General features: G+C 43.6%; 14 protein-coding genes. 6 read left to right on the forward strand and 8 right to left on the reverse strand.

Annotation, left to right across the window (positions count from 1 at the left end; genetic code table 11):
• Positions 1-10: 10 nt before the first annotated feature.
• The 5 genes from A3EU_RS0128445 to hemE form a co-directional block, all read right to left on the reverse strand.
• Positions 11-406 (reverse strand): MarR family winged helix-turn-helix transcriptional regulator, encoded by a 396-nt coding sequence (locus A3EU_RS0128445; RefSeq protein WP_169433407.1) that lies wholly within the window; start codon positions 404-406, stop codon positions 11-13.
• 59 nt (positions 407-465) lie between these two features.
• Positions 466-3108, reverse strand: coding sequence for a M14 family zinc carboxypeptidase (locus A3EU_RS0128450; protein ID WP_020539590.1), 2643 nt, complete (start codon positions 3106-3108; stop codon positions 466-468).
• Between the two features lie 48 nt (positions 3109-3156).
• Positions 3157-4527, reverse strand: coding sequence for a M28 family peptidase (locus tag A3EU_RS0128455; protein ID WP_020539591.1), 1371 nt, complete (start codon positions 4525-4527; stop codon positions 3157-3159).
• 130 nt (positions 4528-4657) lie between these two features.
• Positions 4658-5500, reverse strand: a complete 843-nt coding sequence (gene accD / locus A3EU_RS0128460; protein WP_026211634.1) for an acetyl-CoA carboxylase, carboxyltransferase subunit beta — start codon at positions 5498-5500, stop codon at positions 4658-4660.
• Between the two features lie 222 nt (positions 5501-5722).
• Entirely contained in the window at positions 5723-6757 is a 1035-nt protein-coding gene (gene hemE / locus A3EU_RS0128465; protein WP_020539593.1) for a uroporphyrinogen decarboxylase, read from the reverse strand.
• A 129-nt stretch (positions 6758-6886) separates the two neighbouring features.
• Here hemE and A3EU_RS0128470 point away from each other — a divergent pair, with 129 nt between their 5' ends.
• The 4 genes from A3EU_RS0128470 to A3EU_RS34095 are packed head-to-tail and all read left to right on the forward strand — an operon-like array spanning position 6887 to position 12766.
• Complete coding sequence (locus A3EU_RS0128470) at positions 6887-8317, forward strand: dicarboxylate/amino acid:cation symporter (protein ID WP_026211635.1); 1431 nt, start codon at positions 6887-6889, stop codon at positions 8315-8317.
• 28 nt (positions 8318-8345) lie between these two features.
• Positions 8346-8870 (forward strand): hypothetical protein, encoded by a 525-nt coding sequence (locus tag A3EU_RS0128475; protein ID WP_020539595.1) that lies wholly within the window; start codon positions 8346-8348, stop codon positions 8868-8870.
• 41 nt (positions 8871-8911) lie between these two features.
• Complete coding sequence (locus A3EU_RS0128480; protein WP_020539596.1) at positions 8912-10249, forward strand: TlpA family protein disulfide reductase; 1338 nt, start codon at positions 8912-8914, stop codon at positions 10247-10249.
• A 27-nt stretch (positions 10250-10276) separates the two neighbouring features.
• Positions 10277-12766 (forward strand): SDR family oxidoreductase, encoded by a 2490-nt coding sequence (locus tag A3EU_RS34095; RefSeq protein WP_020539597.1) that lies wholly within the window; start codon positions 10277-10279, stop codon positions 12764-12766.
• Between the two features lie 220 nt (positions 12767-12986).
• On the opposite strand, the gene smc is transcribed toward A3EU_RS34095, so the two are convergent.
• Positions 12987-16562, reverse strand: coding sequence for a chromosome segregation protein SMC (gene smc / locus A3EU_RS0128495; RefSeq protein WP_044087362.1), 3576 nt, complete (start codon positions 16560-16562; stop codon positions 12987-12989).
• 50 nt (positions 16563-16612) lie between these two features.
• Positions 16613-18001: a DUF4403 family protein gene (locus tag A3EU_RS0128500; protein ID WP_020539600.1), complete on the reverse strand. Its 1389-nt coding sequence runs from the start codon at positions 17999-18001 to the stop codon at positions 16613-16615.
• A gap of 433 nt (positions 18002-18434) precedes the next feature.
• On the opposite strand from A3EU_RS0128500, the gene A3EU_RS0128510 reads away from it, so the two are divergent.
• Positions 18435-20156, forward strand: a complete 1722-nt coding sequence (locus A3EU_RS0128510) for a PDZ domain-containing protein (RefSeq protein WP_020539602.1) — start codon at positions 18435-18437, stop codon at positions 20154-20156.
• A gap of 230 nt (positions 20157-20386) precedes the next feature.
• Here A3EU_RS0128510 and A3EU_RS0128515 read toward each other — a convergent pair whose 3' ends face one another.
• Positions 20387-20944, reverse strand: a complete 558-nt coding sequence (locus tag A3EU_RS0128515; protein ID WP_020539603.1) for a dihydrofolate reductase family protein — start codon at positions 20942-20944, stop codon at positions 20387-20389.
• A 79-nt stretch (positions 20945-21023) separates the two neighbouring features.
• Here A3EU_RS0128515 and A3EU_RS0128520 point away from each other — a divergent pair, with 79 nt between their 5' ends.
• On the forward strand, positions 21024-21695 hold the full coding sequence (locus A3EU_RS0128520) for an HAD family hydrolase (protein ID WP_020539604.1): 672 nt from the start codon (positions 21024-21026) through the stop codon (positions 21693-21695).
• Positions 21696-21702: the final 7 nt, after the last annotated feature.

The raw sequence follows: 21702 nt of genomic DNA on the forward strand, positions 1-21702 counted from the left end.
AACCTCCTAGCTAGTTGAAATTTTCACCAATTTGCTCCATGATTCGAACAAAGTGTTCGTAATCTTCTTCGGATAAATGCGCCCAACCTTGTGTTCGGAGCGCTAAGACAGATGGTAGAACCTTGTTGTGTAATGCTCTACCTTTCTCAGATAGAAAAATGAGTGATTGGCGACGGTCAGCCGAAGATTGTTTCTTTAGGATTAACTGCTTTTTTGCCAGTAAAGTAATAATCCTGGAAACGGTAGGTGCATTTTTGAAACTATCGTTGGCCAGGTCGGTCTGCGAAACACCGTCTCCTTCTGCTAAACGGTCTAAAAGTACCCACTGCTCCGTTGTGATATCTGCCTCTTGATCACGAAAGGCCTGAAGATAATTCTGACGAATTATCTTCAGGGTTCGATCCATGATTGCACCGAAGTTTTTGGTCGGTTTGATCTCCATTGTAAAATATTCAGTGATAGGGTTTAGAAGCCTGGTAATAAGAATGCTGCATTTTGCATCATTCTGCTTGTTCCTCTCCAAAACATTCGATAGTGAGGGTTGTCCAATAGGTATACAATCTTACCATCACCAACCTTTTGCACTCCGGCAAAAGTTTTACCAGCCAAGCGTTTCAAATTATCCATAGAAGCGTACCCTGCGGTAAGAAGCTCTCCCGGTTCCTGATGATAGGTACCTACTGATTCTAAGATAGTTGCAGGCTCTAAGGCATTTGTATTGAGTTTTAGTCCAAAAACTTCGGGTTTCACACCAAAAGCTAGAGGGTGTGTGGTATCAATATTGGTTCTTAATGCAGAGCCGGGGATACGTTTTAGCCCTCGGTATGTTTCTTGCTCAGCATAAGTTAGGTATTTGGCTGCTTCACTCGTGTCAGGAATACTTTTAACCAATTCTACTTTTCCAAATTTCCCTTCGGTCGTAAAAAAACGAGCGGCTTCCTCGAGTGCTATGAGTGTTCCTCCTCGTTGCAACCATTGGTTAATCTCAAGCCGTTGTTCTTGCCAGAAAATACGATTAAGGTCGCGGCCACCAGGTAGGATAAGAACATCATAATCGTTGATATCTACATAGCCATAACGCTGTCCTAATTTAGGCATACTGGTTTGAGCAAAAGCAGAGGTACGGATACGGTCGATAGGGAAAGCGGTTTCCTGGTCAAAAAGAAAGTAGACCTGACCACTCGTATAGGTATTAAAAGGAGGTTCTACCAGCATGGCAACCCGCGGTTGTTCAACCGGCCGATTGCGGCTTGATGCCAAATCAAAACCGTCGCTCATTCGGCCTGTCGGAAGTGCAGTGATATTCACACCAGTACTGGCAGAGATGTTTTCCATATCCTCGGCCATACTTGATGTCCTTTCCAGGTTTCGCCCTCTAAGAACAATAAGCGTGCCGGCAGAGTAGGTTTCTTCCCCATTAGAAAATGGTGCAACAGCAGACCTTACACGGTATCCTTTTTGCCAAAGCTCACCAAGGGCTTTTGGGGCCCATCTTTGCTGCCAATCAATAAGGTAGGCGTAAGCCATTTGTCCTTTTAGTGTTGCATTATTCAAACTACCGGTCCATTCTTTTTCTCCTACGGGTGTTGTAGCCACTTTGGGGGTGATGGTACTGGCATAAGCTTCCAGGTTATATGCAAGTGGGGCCGACCAGGTTGCCATATCGTACATTACAGAATCTTCAATGGCCAGATTTCGATCCATAATACTGTGAATAAATAGATGGCGGGGCTGTTGTGCGGATATGATATAATCACCAGCAGAAAAGGTGGTCGTGCTGCTTTTCCCAGTTCTATAATCAAGGCTGCTTGCTAATGTAAAATCTTCATTGGCCTGTTCGACAACGACACCTTGGCGATCCATTACTTTCAAAAAGTCTTCAAGAAAGCCTCCTTTTTCGTTTCGGATAACGAAACTTTGGTGGGGAGATTTGGTAGTTGCCGGATTCCAGGCGGCTACACTATAAGCAAGAAGTTGTTGTCGCTGAACAGCAGCCTTTTGAATAGTCGCCAATGAGGTCGTATAATGATCAAATATTCGCTGACGCAAGGTCAAAATATATCCATCATCAGTGGTGATGGCTCGGCCAGCTCCAATCCCTCCCTGTTCGGTCAGCATTCCTATCGCTCCCATTACACTTGGGTAAGACGAACCATAGCCAGGATAGAAAAAGTCAAACCGATCTCGGGTGAAATACATGAGGCCCTCACGATCAAATGCGGCAATATTCGCACGCCCAAAAGTGTCACTCCAGGCTTCATAAGAATCTGGTAGCAGGAGGTTTCGTGGTGTTGCGCCAGGAGCCGTGAAATAATTTGAATTATAACCTTGTTCGTGATAATCGACATGAACTTGTGGCATCCATCGCTGATATTCGGCCGTATGTCCACGTGACTCAGGGTGAACACCCCAAATCCAATCGCGATTCAAATCAAACCAATAATGATTGGTACGTCCGTTGGGCCAAGGAGCGTAATGCTCGAAGTCACTGGGATTAATTCCAGGCTGCTGGCGTCCAGCACCGTTGATCCAATAAACGTAGCGATCGCGACCATCAGGGTTGATACAAACAAATAGGATCACGACACTTTCGGCTAGTGTTTTAGCGGTTTCTTCATCCTGGGCCGCCGCCAGACGGTAAGCAATCTGCATGGCTGCTTCGGTAGAGGAGGCTTCATTTCCGTGGATATTATAGCTAAAAGAGGTAAATACAGGATCGTTGGCAATGATCTTTTTTCCTTCCTCACTCACAGCAAAATCAGCATCCATTAATTGTAGGTGACGCTCACGTAGCGTTTCCATTTGTGCATGATTTTCAGGGCTGCTTATGACTAGATTTATAAGAGGACGTTGTTCATAGGTTTCTCCATAAGTATTTAGGGTAATGCGATTTGACAAATTCGCCAAGTACTCAAAATAAGCTACTGAGCGATGGTACTCTGTAAATCGTTCTCCTAGTTCATATCCAAGAAACGCTGCGGGAGATTGTATCTTGTCATTGTATTCCAATGCTTCGTCAAAAGGAAAACGTTCCGGCGTCAGATCGACTTGTTGGCCGTAATTAAGGATTGGAATTAGGGAAAAGAGGAAGAAGAAGAACCGTATCATACCTTTATGACTTTAGCTTTGGGGTTTGAAAAGAAAAAAACACGCTACTTAGCGCCGTCGTGGAATCAGTGTTCTGGGATAAGCAACAAGACTTTGATCCCCGTTTTCACCAATACTAGCTACGCCGAAGAGATAATTATCAATGACGATCCCTGTAAGTTCAACGGCATTGGTATTTGCTGGAAAATACCGAGCATGCTGCCATTTCGGAGCTGTAGTATCTCTCCAATAGACCACGTATCCAGCGATATCAGGATCTTCACTAGCTTCCCATTCCAATTGGGTAGAAGGTTGAACAGCACCGCCAATCATCAACCCGCTTGGGGCAGGAGGAGCGCTTGCTAAAGAGGCCAGTGTCACCATATTGACGCCAGTGAGCTTGGCTGTATAATCAAAATTAACACCTTCTATTACATCCCCGTAAGCAATTCCGTCTTCTGTCCGTAAATCTTGATGTTGACGGTTGTAGTTTTCGTGGGTCTCCATAATTCGAACACCAGGAAAGCCGAGGTCATTAAATGGTCGATGATGCCCTCCCCTACCAAATCGGTCAAGACGGTAAATCAAAATTGCATCCAGATTCGTGAAGAACTGTTCGGTCATTTTATCAATATAGCGCGCTAACTGACGGCTGGGGCCATCTACTTCACCGCCGTAAAAGCGTCGCCAAATGCGTTGCTGCTCTGTTTCGTTCGGTGGTGTTGGTTCACTAAAAACTCGAAAGGTGGTATTGTCAATTACGCCATCAATACCTTCGATGTTGCCAATCATATCATTGTTGATCACCCCCAGGATGTCCCATTCTTCATCCAGGGCTTTCTGAGCGAGATGCTGACCACCAAAAAGGCCTTGCTCTTCGCCGGATAGGCCAACATAAATAATGGAAACAGGAAATTGATATTTAGAGAGTACTCTTGCGGCTTCTATTACACCAGCCATACCAGAAGCATTGTCATTTGCTCCAGGAGAATCATCGGTACCATTGAGAGGGTCGCTAATACGGGAATCTATATCTCCACTCATGATGACATATCGATCAGGATAACGCGTACCTCTTTGAATAGCCATTACATTGACCACCCAGGTGTCTTCTGGAATACGACGATTCCCTTCAGCGGTCACCAATGTCCGTTGGTATTCTACTTCCAGGCAATTATTACAATCACTGCTTATTTTGTCAAAAGAAGATTTGATCCACCGGCGTGCGGCACCAATACCCCGGGTCTCAGAAAGGGTATCACTTAGCGTGTGGCGAGTGCCGAAATTGACCAACGCTCGAATATCTGCTTCTAAGCGTTCGGCAGAAGCCCCCTCAGCTATCTCATACATTAAAGGATTCAAAACGGGAGGCGTCGTTTGTTGCGCGTTTATGAGTTGAGCAACGAAAACGATAAATAGTGTAAGTGAAATTTTATCCATCTTTCTGTAGTATTCAAATTACTTGGCTAAGAGAACAACATGATAGGGTTATTCGCCAAAAAAACAGCAGAATTAAGAGTAAAAATACTCTTGATCCCGAATACAATCAGACAGGTGGTAGTTTACAGGCTTATTTTTCAAAAAGCTGCAACAGATCAGAAATCCGATCTTTAAGGTCTTTACGGTCCACAATGAAATCCAAAAAGCCGTTCTCCAGAACGAATTCTGAAGTTTGAAATCCTTCTGGTAAATCTTTCTTTATCGTTTCCTTGATGACTCGGGGGCCAGCAAAACCAATGAGTGCCTCTGGTTCAGCAAAGTTTATATCCCCTAACATGGCAAAAGAAGCAGTAACTCCTCCTGTTGTAGGATCTGTCATAAAGGAAAAGTAAGGTACTCCAGCCTTAGCTAAAGTACTCAGCTTGGCTGATGTTTTGGCCATCTGCATCAAGCTGAAAGCGGATTCCATCATACGAGCTCCTCCCGTTTTAGAGATAATCATAAAGGGAGTTCTGGTTTCACGGCAGTGATCAATGGCTCTGGCTATTCTCTCTCCAACGACAGACCCCATCGAGCCTCCGATGAACTGAAAATCCATGGCAGCAATCACCAATGGTCGGCGATTAACTTTGCCTTGCGCAACCGTAATTGCATCCGTGAGCCCTGTTTTCTTGTAGGCACTAGCCAACCGTTCCGGGTAGGATTTTAAATCGACGAAATTAAGGTGATCTTTTGAACGAAACTCTTCGAACATCAAATCGAAGTTGCCGTCAAAAATAAGATCGAAGTAATCGTAAGAACCAATGCGGACATGATAATTACAGTGAGGACACTTGTAGGAGTTCTCACGCAATTCTTTCATTGTAGACGTTTCTTTACAACGTTTACACTTATACCACAGGCCCTCCGGAGCTTCTTTCTTGTTCCTCGTTGCTGTCTGAATTCCGTCTTTAAGTCGCTTGAACCAACCCATAAAATCAGTTTATATGGAAGCGGGAATGTTTAGGTGTCGCGCAAGTCTTTTTGTACACCAAATTAATTGATGCTTATGCTTGCAGCGTGGCAAAAGTAATAAAGCTAATGGGATAATAAAAGCCTGTATGATTTAATTAAATTTCTCTATCCTCCTTTTCGCTAGGAATGAAGGGTAAAGCTGTAGAGATTAACTGGCTTAACATCCCATTTTCAGGGAAGGTTAATACCTATGAGCCTGTACGGTCTGAATGAACGCACGTACGCCTTCGAGTGGTGTGTCAGGATAAACTCCGTGACCAAGGTTAGCGATGTGTCTTTTACCAAAAGTAGTTAACATCTTTTTCGTTGCTTCCGCAACCTTTTCTCCCGGAGCATAGAGTTGACAGGGATCGAGATTACCTTGAAAGGCTTTATCCGTCTTTAGTGATTTGCGTAAATCGGCAGGATTCTGAGTCCAATCTAAGCCTATTACCTGGCAGGGTAAGGCGTCTAATTTACTGAGTGCAAACCAAGCATCTTTAGCAAAAACAGTCACTGGGGTCTCTTCTTCTCGTAGTGCTTCTGTAATCTGGCGCAGGTAAGGGATAGCGAACTCTTTATACAAGGCTGGAGATAAAATCCCTGCCCAAGAGTCAAATAATTGAATCAAATCTGCACCGTGTTTTACTTTCTGCTTCAGATAGGCAATGGTGGTGCTGGTGATTTTTCCTAGCAAGGCATGAGCTAACTCCGGCTCCCGGAAAAGCATTTTTCTTGCTTTAGAAAAAGTTTTGCTTCCTCCACCTTCTACCATATAAGCGAAAATGGTCCAGGGAGCGCCAGCGAAACCAATTAAAGGAACCCTACCGGCAAGTTCTTTTTTCGTCAATGCCAAAGCATCGTACACGTAAGTTAATTCAGATGCAGCATCAACACCCTCAATTAAGTCCTCTATATCTTTTTGTGACTGAATCGTCTTAGGGAAAGACGGCCCTTTCTTTTCGATCATTTCATAGGTGAGTCCCATTGCTTCTGGGATGACCAATATATCGGAGAAGATGATTGCAGCATCAACACCTAGTATATCTACAGGTTGTAGGGTAACCTCTGCAGCCAATGCAGGGGTTTCTACCAATTCTTTAAATCCGCTCAACTTGGCCCTTAGGGCGCGGTATTCAGGTAAAATTCTTCCAGCTTGGCGCATCAGCCATACTGGGGGGNGTTCTACTTCGGCTCCTTGAGCAACGCGTAATAATAGGTCGTTTTCCAATCTCATGCGGCAAACTTAAGAGAATTATATGAACTGATGAAACCTCTGCTATTTTGTGATAATCAATTGACAAAAAAGAACCGAATCAGAAATTTCATTAATTTGGGGGCTATTTCTAACTATCCTCCTAACTTCATGAAGAATCTGCCATTACATTGGAAAATCATTATCGGCCTATTTCTAGGTATTATCTATGCTTTCTTTTCCGTAAAGTGGGGATGGAGCAAGTTTACAATAGACTGGATTGATCCTTTCGGTACGATCTTTATTCGTTTGTTGAAATTTATTGCGGTGCCGCTGGTCTTACTCTCTATCATCTCAGGAATCAGCACCTTGCCCGATTTGTCCAAACTTGGACGAATGGGGGTCAAAACGATGTTGGCTTATATGGTAACTACTGTTGCTGCAGTTGCTGTAGGGCTTGTATTGGTAAATATAGCTCAACCAGGTGCAACAATTGACCAAGATCAACGTATCAAAAATCGCATGAAATACGAGCTTTGGGTACAGCAAACGGATGGTGTCGAAATATTGGATGGCAAAAACTATCTTTCTGACCCTACCTACGCTAATTTTCGAGATGCTGCTGCTACGGCACTGGTAGATGAATTGAGTATGGCTGAGGAAGATCCTTCCCTTTCCAAGAAATTAGCTGATGCTTCTCAAATGAAGGAAGCGGGGCCTTTGAAATTTTTTGTTGACTTCGTTCCTGAAAATATTTTCATGTCGTTATCGGATGGCAAATTGATGCTGCAAGTCATTTTCTTCGCCATTTTCTTCGGTATTGTCTTATTGATGATTCCAAGAGAAAAAGCGGAGCCTGTTATGGCTTTCATGGATGGTACCAACGAGGTTTTCCTAAAAATGGTAGAAGTAGTGATGAATGCTGCGCCATTTTTTGTTTTTGCGCTGATGGCTGGAGTTATTGCAAAGATGGCAAGCACAACGGCTGAAGTCATTGAAATATTTAAAGGGTTAGCTGCTTATTCTTTGGTCTTAGTCGCAGGGTTAGGGTTTATGATTTTTGTTTTTTATCCCTTAATGATGAAGATTTTTGTGAGAGATCTGCCTTATGCAGCATTCTTTCGTAAAATCAGCCCTGCTCAGTTTTTGGCTTTCTCCACAAGTTCTAGCGCCGCTACGCTGCCAGTGACCTTGGAGTGTGTACGCGACAACCTTGGTGTATCAAAGAATGTGTCCAACTTCGTTTTGCCCATTGGCGCAACCGTTAATATGGATGGTACGAGCCTTTACCAAGCTGTAGCGGTAGTATTTATGGCTCAGATGCACTTTGTAGACTTGTCTATCGCTCAACAAGCCACCATCGTCCTTACCGCTACCCTGGCCTCTATTGGTTCGGCTGCGGTGCCTTCTGCTGGTTTGGTGATGATGATTGTTGTATTGCAGTCGGTAGGTTTAAACCCTGCTTGGATCGCTATCATTTTTCCGGTAGATCGTATCCTGGATATGTGCAGAACAGTTGTTAATGTAACCGGTGATGCCACTGTTTCAACATTAATTGCTAAATCAGAGGGTGACTTGGACATGGAAATATTAAAATCCTGATTATAAAACCGAAAGGATCGTTGAAATTATGGAAGGAGTACTAGGAGTAGGTTCACGGGTAAAACACCCAGCCTACGGTGATGGAGTTGTCATTCGACTCCATGCAGCAGCTTATGAGTTGGCTTTCACGCTTTATGGTCTAAAATTAGTAGGCCGCGATTATGATAAATGGGAGATTGTCGAAGCCATCCCTGCGGAAGAGGAAGTAAGTTTCACGGAAGCCGAAAAAGCACTGGTCAAGATACTAAAGGCGTACAATGGCCTCGAAGAAGTGGTAGATCTCGCGGATAAGTGGATTGACGGGAAACTCATTCTGCAGCCAGCAGACCCTGACATGAAGGGGAAGGAAATGGAAATTGATACTTTTTTCCATAAAATCGTGATGGTCAGGGATCGCTTACGCGTGATGGAACAGCGGATCAATAGCAGTGCTTTGATTGACGAAGAGAAGATCAACCTTCAGCAATATATTACGCGGATTTACGGAAGTCTGACTTCTTTCAATGTCCTTTTCAAATACAAAGATGATCACTTTAAAGGGAGCAAATCATAACCCTTTGCCATCTTATTCGTTATTGTTCTTAAACTACGCTTGTGAAATTTGCTCCTATATTGTTAGCAGCCATGATATTGCTGACCCTTACTACTTGCTTACGCATGGAAAATGCCTACACCAAGATTCCTCCTGGTGTTTGGCGGGCTGTTCTTCAACTTGATCCTAGTGCCGTCAGTCCGAATCCCAAAGGGGAATACAGAGAAGATAAGCTTGGCCTCACTTTTGATGAAGTAACGAATGGAGAACTTCCCTTTAATTTCGAGGTTGAATATACAGACGATACCACCTTCCAGGTTGTCTTCCTGAATGGAGAAGAAAGAATTGTGGTCAAAGATATTAGCTTCGGCCGTAGTAAGTCGAGGGCGAAAGACTCTATACGGATCAATTTTCCGATCTATGATACCTATATCGTTGGGCTTTATGAAGAAGGCCTGATTGAAGGCGAGTATGTGGTCAACTACCGCGAAAACTACAGCATTCCGTTTATTGCTCATTTTGGAGAAAACCATCGCTTTACCAAGATTCCAAAGGCACCGGCATTGAATCTTTCTGGTATTTGGGAAGTCACCTTTGGACCGGGCGGGGATGAGTCTGCTGCTTTTGCTGGTATTGGCGAATTTGTCCAAAAAGACAACCAGTTGAGCGGTACTTTTCGAACGGAAACTGGTGATTACCGCTACTTGGAAGGAGAAGTATCAGGAACCAAAGCCTATCTATCTGTTTTTGACGGTGCACATGCCTTTTTATTTGAAGCTCAGATAGACGCTGATGCCGAAACCATGATAGGATCATTCCGTTCAGGAAAGCACTATCGTACCATTTGGCAAGCCCGTCGAAATTCCGAGGTGACCTTAAAAAGCCCTTACGAACTAACTAAAGTAATAGACGCTGGAGACCCAATCGATTTCACTTTTCCCAACACCAATGGAGAAGCAGTAAGTTTATCGGATGAAGCTTTTGCCGGCAAGGCCAAGCTGATCCAGATAATGGGTACCTGGTGTCCAAACTGCAAAGATGAAACTCAGTTTTTATTAGATTATTTTGCCAAAAATACTCATCCTGATCTTCAGGTAATAAGCATTGGCTTTGAGCGTTATCGTGAAGAAGAAAGGGCATTAGCTGCCTTGAGGCGCTACCAGGAACGCAATGAAATTCCTTACCCTGTACTTTGGGGAGGCTATTATGATAAAGAAGAAGCTTCAAGAGCATTACCGATGCTTAATAAGATCATCTCCTACCCTACCCTTTTATTTATCGACAAAGAAAATCGGGTAAGGAAAATTCACACTGGTTTTGATGGTCCAGCTACTTCCAGATTCAAGGCTTTTCAGGAAGAATTCGAACAAAGTATTCAACAATTACTTTCTGAGTCCTAAACTTCTTGCTTTAAGCAATATCCAACTATGCAAACATTAAATATTCCCGTATCGCTAGCCTACTGTGTTGAAAACGAGGAAATCGCGAACAAAATAGCTGCTGATTTAGCATCCATTATTTCTTTACAGAAGGTAGCTATTCAAAGAGATCAAGAACAAAGTCTGGCCAGTGTTCTCAAAGGTTTTGAAGGAGCCATCATTTTATTGGTTAGCGATAATTTCCTTCGCTCTACCAAATGTATGGAGCAAGGTTTGAGTATGCTCAATGAGCATGGTCATGACTTACTGCCTGTTGTTATTCCTGGTTACAGACTGCAGGAAAATGGCGAAAAAGAAGAGGTAGCAACTAGTTTTGAAAGGGTTACGGATATCATTCAATACATTAATTTTTGGCAAGATCGCTATCTTGATTTACGCCGTCAAAAGCGAGAAGATAACAGCTTAAATAGCGAAAGCTTTGCCACACATTTAAAGACCGTTCGGGATATATCTGGCGAAGCAGGTGAATTCATTCGTTTACTAAGGAGCAATCTGCACTTGGAACTCTACCAGTTTCAGCACAATGCCTATGAGCAACTGTTCATTTTTCTGGACGAAACCGATGCCGGTGATGTTTTTCGGGCAACCTTTGCTGGTGAACCCAAAGCCATCACACCAGAAGAAATTCCAGCAGTTGAAGAACCTACAGAGGAGGTAGATGAGGCTCCTCCTATTGATTTGACAGGTATACCGGGAATAAACTTACTCCCTCCCACCCCAGCTGATGATGAGGAGGAACCAGAAGAAGTGCCGGATTCTCAGGAAGACCATGTTGTTGTAGATAAAGTGGAAGATTTTGGGATCGAAGTACTGGAAGGAGAGCCAGAAGAGCATCCAAAAGAAGAAGAGGAACCTGATCTCGAAGCACTAGAAGGAGAACCAGAAGAAAGCACTGATGACATTGAAGATGAAGTAGGAATTTTGATAGAAAAAGCTTGGCGCCTGGCAGATAGCAGCAGCCTCACTGATGGTATTACATTGCTGGAAGCAGGACTAGAGTCTTTTCCGAACAACGAAGAATTACTGTACAATTACGCCTTGTTGTTGGCACAGGATGATCAGCCCAAAGAAGCTATTGAGCAGGTGAATTTTTTGTTGACCAAAAACCCACAACACGAAAATGGCTTGTTTTTAGCAGGTGAACTAGCCGATCTAGCGGGCAAACCAGCCCTTGCACGAAAGTATTTTGCAAGGCTTGTTAGAATAAATGAGCAGGGCGCTGATGTTTGGTTCCGTCTAGGGGAATTAAGCTTACAAGCCGAACCAGATGCCACAGAAAAGGCTGTCAAGTACTTTAAAGAAGCTGCGAAAAGAGAAGGCACGCCCGAGGATGCCTATTATCAATTAGGATTGCTTTACGCTGGCGCGCTTGACCATCCTAAAAAGGCTCTCAAGGCTTTTAAGAAAACCATTGGAATCAACCCAGAACACGCTTTCGTTCACTATGACCTGGCTCTTTTATACCATCGACAAAAGGAGCACGAGCAGGCTTTTCATGCTTACCAACAAGCAATTTCTATCAACCCGGAGTTGAAAACTCCTGAAAACGACACCGTCTTTAAGCTTATGGCTCATAAATCTGATCTTCAGCAAGAACAAAATACGCTACAGGCACTCAAAGACAACGTTCAACGCCTGGAAGCACTCATTCAACAACGAGAGGCTTCTGCCCTACTTGAAAGCGAAGTCGGAAAAGGAAAATGTATCCTGATTACAGGTGCTACCTCAGGAATTGGTCGTGCAACAGCAACAAAATTTGCAGCTAATGGCTATCGATTAATCATCACCGGAAGACGGAAGGAACGCCTGGAAGCACTGCAACAAGAGTGGGAAGAACGCTATGGAACGGAATCTTATCTGCTTGTTTTTGATGTACGTTCAGCCGAAGCGGTTCAGAACGCTATTGACAGTCTACCTTCTGAGTGGTCAGACATTGATATTTTGATGAACAATGCCGGTAAGGCCAAAGGTTTTGACCCCATCCACGAAGGTCACCTTGAGCATTGGGACGAAATGATAGATACCAATATCAAAGGACTTCTCTACCTAACCAGGGCTGTTACGCCAGGTATGGTTGCTCGCAGGCAGGGACACGTCATCAATGTGGCTTCTACGGCAGGTAAAGAAGTTTATCCAAAGGGGAACGTTTATTGTGCCACGAAATTTGCGGTAGACGCACTCACCAAAAGTATGCGTCTGGACTTGCACCGGCATGATATTCGGGTCAGCCAAGTGGCTCCTGCTCATGTAGAAGAAACAGAGTTTGCCCTGGTCCGCTTTGATGGAGACCAAGAAAAGGCGAATATCTATGAAGGTTTCCAGCCACTCACCAGTCGTGATGTTGCAGAAACGGTCTTTTTTATTGCTCAGCAACCTGCTCACGTTAATATCCTCGATGTCGTTTTGCAAGGCACACAGCAAGCAAGTAGCACGGTAATTGATCGCTCAGGAAGGGATAAATATCAGGAGGAGGAATGAAGAAGGTGTAAGGGTTGGGTGCGTGTAAAGGTGTAAGGGTTCTCAACCTTTCAGGCTGGTGCGTTGTGCTGTTTGTGAGTAGTCTTGATAAAAAATCATGACGTGCCCAATAGGAAGCTGTCTATCTTTGATCGTTAACAGCTTTCGCTGGAAAAGCGGAAACCTGACCATCAACTTTCAACCATCAACCATCAACAGAATTTTACATTTTTGCAACATATCAATTGCTCTGCGCCGCTTTAAAGAAGCCGCTGCCATCCAATTCTGAGAATTCTACCGGAAGTACACCACTCCCCTGCTGTTCATTGGTAAACACGCCATAAATGGTGTCTACGGCCTCCATCGTAAGCTTGTTGTGGGTCACGATGATGAACTGACTTTCCTTACTGAACTTCTTGATGATACGATTAAATTTGGTGATATTGGCATCATCAAGAGGAGCATCTACTTCGTCAAAAATACAGAACGGTGCTGGCTTGAGCAGATAGAGGGCAAAAAGCAATGCGGTAGCGGTAAGTGTTTTCTCTCCACCTGATAACTGACTGATAGATTGTGGCCGTTTCCCTTTAGGTTTTGCTACAATTTCAATCTTGGATTCCAGCGGATTTTCTGGTTCCAGTAGAATCAGATCACAATTGTCATCTTCGGTAAAGAGACTTCTGAATACATCAATGAAGTAAATGCGGGCTTTATCAAAGGCATCAAGAAACTGAATAGTTGCGGTTTCTTCAATCTCTTTGATGGTCTTAATCAAAGACTCCTTGGCGGCGATGATATCTTCTCTTTGGTTAGTGATCGTATCAAAGCGCTCCTTCATTTCGTCGTACGCTTCAACCGCCATAGGGTTTATTTCGCCGTAATTGTCAATGCGGCTTTTCATTCGTTCTACCTTCAATTCAAGTTCGGTAGGGTCCATTTTTTCAATCTTCGCATCAATTTCTGTCTCCTGATTGATGAATTCATTGACATCAATGGAAAATTCAATTCGTAGGCGTTGAGCTACGGTACTGATATCGAATTTTACGCTACTGAATTTGTCTTTAAGTTGGTTGATCAATATTTGAGCATCTTGGCGAAGGCGGCCCACTTTGCGGAGCTTGTCTTCTAGCTCATTAATTCCACCACGCGCTTCAAAGTAAGCCTGCTCTGCTTCGGTAAGACCGGCTTCTCGTTTGGTCTTTTCTTCGTAAAGTCCCTGTAACTCAATCTCTAGATCATCGACTTTTGTCTGCGCATTTTGAATTTCTTGGTCGCTGCTTAGCAATGACTCCTCATTTCGTTTACGAACAGTCGTGATTTCAGTGAGTTGCTTCTCGCGAAAAGAGAGTTCTTGTTGTAGGGCCGTTACCCGGTTTTGCTGGCGAATGAAAGAAATATTCTTTTCATTAAAAGCAGCCGATGCAGCGCTTAATTCTTCCGCGATTTCTCTGTAGCTGCCGTCGGTATTGGCAATTTGTTCTTTAATTTCTGCCACCCTTCGCTGGCCTCCTGCCAGCTGGGCATCTATCTCTTTATTTTCCTCCTCCATGCGCTTAGTGTCCGCCTGCAGCTGCTCATTCTTTTGCTGCATGTCACTCATGAAGGACTGAAAATTCTCAAGGCGAGTCACAAGAGAGACTTTCTGTTGTGATATCTGATTCACCGCCTGCCGCGCCTGCTGGATACCCTGCTTACTGCGTTGCTGCTTTAGGCGCTCTAGGTCATTCTTCTCCTGAAAATACTCTGTAGATAGTTTTTGTTCTTCCCTTTCTGCTTTTGCAATGGCTTTTTCTAGAATCTCCAGGTTCTTCTTTCGACCAATTTTCTTGCCCTCAAATAATCCAACTGACCCTCCCGAGATGCTAAACCGGCGGCGTATAAACCGACCACTACGCCCAAGGACAATCCATTCACCACCAGCATTGGCACTTTTAACGTCTTCACTATCAACAACAAGAACCTTCTCAAGAAGATAAGCGACCAAGCGGCGGTACTTATCGTCTGCCTCAATGAGGTCGGCAGCTAACAACATACCTGAAGGCAGCAATTCCGCTGGAGGAAGGTATTCCTTAAAAGCATCGAGAATGAAGAAGTTTGCTTTCCCTTTCTGGCTACGTCCCAATAACTGAATCGCCTCATAAGCCTCTTCAAGGTTCTCAACGACGTAATAATTCAGGTAAGGCTCCAGGTAGTTCTCAATCGCCACGCGGTAATCTTCTTTTACATAAAGAAGATCCGACAATAGCGGCGCATCTTGTTTCCAGTTTTTATTTTGACTCAAAAAGCGGATCGATTCTGGAAAACCTTCCAGGCTTTCGATCATGCTTTTTGTCAGTTTGTATTCATTCCGTTTAGCATCCAGCGTACGATTGACTTTGGTTCGCCTTTGGTTCAAGTCCTCAAGTCTGGTTTCAGACTCTGTGACTTTCTGTTGCCGCTGTTCTTCTGCTAGCTCAAGTGCATCTACTTGCTTTTGAGCATCGCTTTCTTTGGCTTCCAAAGCAGCTAGACGGTCATTGAGCTCTTTCATATCCTCCTCACGGGTGGTCATGTCGGAGGTGTTTCGAGCTTTCTGTTGCTCGAAATTTTCCATTCGGCTCTGATTAATTGCCCTGCGCTTTTCCTGCTCGAAAACCTCGCGTTCTACGGCTTGTTGTTCTCCAACAATAGTATCTAAATTGGCCTTTACGGAACCGTGGCTGGAACGTATCTGTGCAAGCTTGTCTTCGGCAGTGCTTAATTCTAGTTCCAGGCGAGCCTCTACCCTCTTTTCGGCATTAAGTTCTCCTCGATAGTCATCAAGTTGCCCTTCGAGTTGTGTAAGTCGTTGTTTTGCCTGGGCAATATCCTGGGTAAGCTTTTCCTGATTTTGAGTAATAAACTGCAAACGCTGTTTCAGCATCTGTCGGTCACTTTCCTTGTTCCTCAACTGGCTGATGAGGTTGTTAAGGTCTCGCTGTCGATCAGAAAGTGCTTTCTCTTTATCTACATGCGCTTTACGCTCTGACTCTATTCCCGCTTCAAGTTGAGCAACATCTATTTCATACTGCCGGTACTTGTCTTCCTCTTCTGTAAGTTGCTTTTGGAGCGTTTTATGCCTATCTCTTAGGTCGTCAATTTTTATGCGGGCCAGTTGTAGGCTAAGGTCTTTGTAGTTGTTTTTTAATTCGAAATACTTCTTAGCACGTTTCGCCTGCTTTTCAAGCGAACTCAGGTTTCCGTTGATTTCGTACAAAAGATCCTCTATCCGGTCGAGGTCCTCAGTTGTGCTTTTAAGCTTGTTGAGGGTTTGTTTTTTACGGATTTTATACTTGGAAATGCCCGCCGCCTGCTCAAACATTTTACGGCGAGAGTTGTCCTTGTCGGCCAGGATATCATCTACCATTCCCAATGCAATAATTGCATAAGAGTTGGAACCAATACCAGTGTCTAGAAAAAGGCTAGTGATGTCTTTTAGTCGACAGGTAACCCCGTTTAAGCGGTACTCGCTTTCTCCGGTTCGGTACAACATACGGGTGATCGTCACCGTATTATATTCTGTAGGAAGTAAATTCTTGGTATTCTCAAAAGTAAGGGAGACCGAGGCCATGCCCGAAGCTTTCTTTTTCTTAGTACCATTAAAAATCACACTCGACATTTGATCGAGGCGTAACTCTTTACTCTTTTGCTCCCCTAATACCCAGCGAATGGCATCAACGATATTTGATTTACCACTACCGTTAGGCCCTACGATCCCAATGACATCTTCAGAGAAGTTGACTTGCGTTTCGTTGGCGAAACTTTTAAAACCCTTTATTTCTAGTTGTTTCAACCGCATAGCCGGCAAAAATAATAATCGTCTGCTAAAGAACAGCTAAAATTAGAATTTTACATTCCAAAATCTGACAAGCCATCTACAATTACGCCCAAATCGCCCTTCAAGGACATCACTACTTTGATACCGTTGGTGGTCAGGTAAGCATTATAAATATTCAATTCTTCTAATGCCCCCTGCAGTTTTATCCCTGGACTTATTTCGTAATCCTGCAACTGCTCCGCCATTTGCTTTTGCGCATCTGAAAGGTTGTAATCCAGAAGGTAGTCCATGTTTTCCTGTAATTTCTTCTTCAGGGTACCTTTAGCTAGCCAAGCCGCTGAGCGGAGAAGGAAGTTTTTACTATCCAATGTGTATTCCAAGTCTTCTACTTCTATTCTATTTCGCCGAGGATTAAAGACAGGTTCGCCCGTCATATAGATATGACCATTGTAACTACCTGATAGCGAAAGGTTAACCACGATATTATTGCCTTGACCAAATAGTTCTATATCTTCTACGACGACATGACGACTCCCCTGCTCAAAGCGTTCTCCTTGTAAGCTTTGTTTGGTAAGGCGTTCTGCTTCTTCGTAAGGCAGTGTAGCATCAAGGAAAATCTGAAACCCCTCTTCCGCACTTTCATTGAGCATTCGGTATTCAAAATCAGGTAAGGAGATAGTGGGATTTGCTGTTGGCTTAGGTCCAAAGCGGAGTTCAGGTTTTGATTGAACAATGATGGTTGCTTCCATATTGCCATTCTCTGTTTTAATCGGCGTCATCCCCAAGTCGGTAGGATTAACAAGTAGCCAAGTCTGATATTCTGACGATATTTCATAAGGCTCGAACATTAGCTGCCATGCTTCTGCTACAGTTTCCTCTAGTTTGAACGAACTAGCGACTAAGGTATCAATGCTATTACTGATGGTGCTCGTGCTTCGACCGAGTATCAGATTGGCAATAGATTGTACTGGGATGCTTACTCCTCCAACTTTTAGGCGCGGCCGCTCTTTCCATTCATGCCCCTGCAAACTTGTTTGCGTAGCGAATTTCCAATCACTACCAATAGCGTATACCGTAGAGAAGTCTAAATTTAAGCGACCGGTAGCCTCTACCTTCCCCAAGCCCAGGTCGTATTGTATCCAAAGGTCAAGGGGAACTTGGTAACTGACAGCACTTCCTTCTGTCGTAATCTTAATGGTACCATCCTTGCGGGCCGTAACTTTCATTTTGTCTCCGTCACTAAAGCTATCATCTTGATAAAGCATCTCGCCTAGTTGCTGATTAAGTGAATTTTCCAGTTCTTGGATATTTAATCGAACAGGAATTCGAATAGTAGAGGATTGATTTTCAAAACGGTCGTCATTCGTATAGTTTTCCAAAGGCCGGGTCGGTTGAGTGGTTTTGCACCCCATCAAAGAGAGGATTACCACGGTAACAGATAAAGCGAGTAAGCTCCGCATGGAGTAGTTTTGTTTAGTTAAGAACTTGTTGGGAAATTTCATTTGATGAAAAACGAATACCCCAAATTTAAGAAAAGAAACAGGTTGATGCTTCCTGGTTTTTAAGGATTGATGAACCTGACGTCGAAATGAACCCCTTACTTAGCCCGCTAAGCTCCGGCTTAATTTCTTAGCCAGAACCATAAATCGTTAAAAACCAGTTCGCAAAATCTCCCAACAAGCTCTAAGGCAAAAATATCAAGAAGATTGATAAAAAAGTGCCTTACTGTGCAACGGTAGCGCAAATATTGTGTCTTTTGACCATGTAAATTTCCTTCTTTGATAATTTTGTAGCCCAAAAAAAGTAAAAGCATAAGCGACTAAAAAGATCGTCTTTCTGCTTTCGATTGTCTACAAAACGCAAAACCTTTCAGAGAATCAAAAAAAAATCGCAATGAGACACCTGTTGTTACTACTACTTCTTACTACTAGTCTATTTTCACTACACGCTCAGCACAGCAGCAATCGCGCTTTTCTGGGAGTTAGCTCTACTGAAATTGATGATGACAAAGCAGATTTGCTTAACCTTCCTACAGACGATGGAGACATGGTCAAATATGTTTACAAAGGCACCGCAGCGGCAGCAGCGGGATTAAAACCGTTTGATTATATCATAGGGATGAACAATGAGATGGTTGACCGTAANACTGGTTTGACAGAACTGTTGGCAGCGCATCGTCCTGGCGATAAAGTAGATTTGAAAATTGTTCGTCAAGGAAAAAAAATGAGTTTACCGGTCACCTTAGGTAGGCCTAATGATTCTGATGGAGAGCATTATGGTGGTTCTGCTTTTTTAGGAGTGCGGGAACATGAGAATAACGATGATGATGAAATTGGGGTACGTATCACTACCGTACGCAATTCTACAGCGATGAAACTAGGGCTAGACGATGGTGATGTAATTACCAGTATCAATGGCCAACCGATGATTGACTGGAGTGATATCAGCGTTATGCTGAATAATATGGAAGATGGCGATCCGATAGAAATTGCTTACTCTCGCAACAATACTCCTCAGCGTGCTAATGGTACCATAGGAAGAGAAGACGATCCCAGCCTCAAGATGGGTCGCGGTTATCTCGGCATCTATTCAGGCCACATGGATCGCACTAAGGCTGGCAAGCTAGGCTTGACAAACCCTTATGGAAGTTATGTTAAACGTATTATTCGGGGTTCTGCCGCAGAAGCTGCTGGTCTGGAGCCATTGGATTATGTAGTTGCTATCAATGATTATCAAATGAGTGATGATCGTTCTTTGACCAGCGCACTGCGCAAATTCAGCCCTGGAGATGAAGTGGTTGTTACCTATATCCGCAATGGAGAAACGATGCGCGCCAATGCTGTTTTAGGCGAATCTTCCGATGATAATCTTTCACAGCCATGTTCAGAAGAACCTTTCTTTGGGGTTAGCAACAACCATAATAAAACGGATCGCAAAGGAGTACCTGTCAATATAGTACGGAACTCAGCTGCCAAAGAAGCAGGTTTGCAAAGTGGAGATGTTATTACCAGTTTAGCAGGCAAACCGATTATCGACTGGGGTGATCTTAGTGCAGTTATCAATGGTACCAATGTAGGTAAGGAAATAGCTGTCGGGTATATCCGTGATGGGGAATCACAAACCGCTATTGCCGTGATGGGGGCTGAATGTGGTGAAAATGGTGAGAGCCGTAACGAAAACAACTGGTACGACTACAACTACGACGAAAGCTTCAGTAATAATCCGGATCGGGAGATGGATGATGAGTCTCCAGCTGTAGACATGGATCGTATCAAGGTAGATATGGCGGATATGGATCAAGAGGATGCTGCAGCGATGGCTAGCCGTGGTGTAGACATGCCACTGATCAATAATCTTTCCATTGAAAATATCCAGTTATTCCCTAATCCCAATCGTGGGATGTTTCGCCTTGAATTCGAGCTTCCTCAAAGCGGCGAAACCAGTATCCGGGTGTTTAATGGCGAAGCCCGCCTGATTTATTCTTTCGATTTAGGGGAATATCAAGGGACTTTCAGTGATGATATTGATATTTCTCAGAATGGTCCAGGAGCTTACTTTTTAGAGGTTCGCCAAGGGGCAACAAGCATGGTCAAGAAGATCATTCTTCAATATTAAAAAACATAAGTCATCCCGAATTTTGGCTAAGGCCAAAATCCAGCCTGACTCTAACTTAGAAAGAGTCCGTAAATAGCTAAAAAGAGTGATTTATCCGACTTTTTGTAGAAAACTCCATGATTTCACTAGTGAAATCATGGAGTTTTGTCTTTAACGATAGGTTTTGAAGTTGGTCAGCACGGGTTTTGATGACAATCAAAATTCGGGATGACTCATGTTCTCAAAATACGCTAAGCCTTTTCATATACCAAAACCACGATCCCACAATCAAAAGACTGGGTTTTGACATGTTTTAGTTGAGTGCGCTGTTCGAAAATTTTCATTCCTGTACCAAGGGCGGCAGGATTAACGAATAAGTGGTATTCATCAATCAGGCTCTCTGAAATAAGATTGGATACAAATTCTCCGCCGCCATAGGCTATCAGGTCTTCTCCTTCCATACTTTTCAGGGCATTTACTTCCTCTACTAGATCCCGCCCCGCTAACTCTGTATTCGGCCACTCTACAGCCTTGAGCGTTTTGGTGAAAACCACTTTTGGTGTATTTGTGAATTTCTTACCCGCTTCTACTTCCGGATTAGAAGCATCAGCCGCCACGCCTGCCCAGTGAGGGATAAACCCTTGAGCCAGTTTTCGTCCTAATAGAATTGTATCTACTGGTGCAGTGATACTCTTCACGTATTCACCAATATCGTCCGTCCAGGGGAAGGTCATCCAATCCATTTCACCATTTAAGCCCGCGATATAACCATCGATGGTTATTTGGACTTGGAGCTTTAGCTTTCTCATTTTATAATTAATTAAAAATTAACTCAAAGTAGACTAGCCAAATCTACTCCTTTTTCCAGCGATCACCTACCTTCGCGCTATGAAAATTCCTACCCCCATCTCTGCTGTTATTTTTGATCTTGATGGCACCTTGGTCCAAACCGAAAGTGTTCATTGTGAAGCTTGGTTAACGGTACTTGCCAAGCGCGGCTTTCATTATGATGAACAATGGTTTGAACAATGGATCGGCACGGCAGATCGCTTTCTTGCTCAAGGAGTGATTGATGAGCATCAACTTACGATTAATCGTCGAGTACTACAACTGGAAAAGGAAGCCTTATTTTACGAATTAGTTGTAAAAGAAAATCAAGCTTTCTCGGGAATAGAGCCTATACTCAAGGAATTATCCAGCAGGTTACCAATAGCTATAGCAACCAACAGCTCAAGGCAGGATACAGATTATGTTTTCCAATCTACACCGATCAATCGCTTTATGAAAGTCATCGTGACTTCTTCTGATGTTAAACAATTAAAGCCCGATCCTGAAATGTATCTCTTGGCAGCTGCACAGCTAGGCGTCTCTCCTAATGAATGCCTTGTTTTAGAAGACTCCCCTGCTGGATCAGAAGCAGGAACCGCAGCAGGCATGTATGTGTTAGGCCTCTGTAGTTCTCAGCCCAAAGAAAAAATGACAGCAGCACAGGAATGGTTTGCGACACCGCTGGAAGGAATGAAAAGGATACAGGAACTTACCGAAGGAGAAATAAAGTAATACCCAA

It is taken from the genome of Lewinella cohaerens DSM 23179, assembly GCF_000379805.1.
Taxonomy (GTDB): domain Bacteria; phylum Bacteroidota; class Bacteroidia; order Chitinophagales; family Saprospiraceae; genus Lewinella; species Lewinella cohaerens.

Excerpts from the sequence above, each read along its gene's own strand:
- A3EU_RS0128470 (WP_026211635.1), top strand. The coding sequence starts at position 6,887 with ATGAAGAATCTGCCATTACATTGGAAAATCATTATCGGCCTATTTCTA.
- A3EU_RS0128450 (WP_020539590.1), bottom strand. The coding sequence starts at position 3,108 with ATGATACGGTTCTTCTTCTTCCTCTTTTCCCTAATTCCAATCCTTAAT.
- A3EU_RS0128515 (WP_020539603.1), bottom strand. The coding sequence starts at position 20,944 with ATGAGAAAGCTAAAGCTCCAAGTCCAAATAACCATCGATGGTTATATC.
- smc (WP_044087362.1), bottom strand. The coding sequence starts at position 16,562 with ATGCGGTTGAAACAACTAGAAATAAAGGGTTTTAAAAGTTTCGCCAAC.
- A3EU_RS0128445 (WP_169433407.1), bottom strand. The coding sequence starts at position 406 with ATGGATCGAACCCTGAAGATAATTCGTCAGAATTATCTTCAGGCCTTT.
- accD (WP_026211634.1), bottom strand. The coding sequence starts at position 5,500 with ATGGGTTGGTTCAAGCGACTTAAAGACGGAATTCAGACAGCAACGAGG.
- A3EU_RS0128475 (WP_020539595.1), top strand. The coding sequence starts at position 8,346 with ATGGAAGGAGTACTAGGAGTAGGTTCACGGGTAAAACACCCAGCCTAC.
- A3EU_RS0128520 (WP_020539604.1), top strand. The coding sequence starts at position 21,024 with ATGAAAATTCCTACCCCCATCTCTGCTGTTATTTTTGATCTTGATGGC.
- A3EU_RS34095 (WP_020539597.1), top strand. The coding sequence starts at position 10,277 with ATGCAAACATTAAATATTCCCGTATCGCTAGCCTACTGTGTTGAAAAC.
- A3EU_RS0128455 (WP_020539591.1), bottom strand. The coding sequence starts at position 4,527 with ATGGATAAAATTTCACTTACACTATTTATCGTTTTCGTTGCTCAACTC.
- A3EU_RS0128500 (WP_020539600.1), bottom strand. The coding sequence starts at position 18,001 with ATGCGGAGCTTACTCGCTTTATCTGTTACCGTGGTAATCCTCTCTTTG.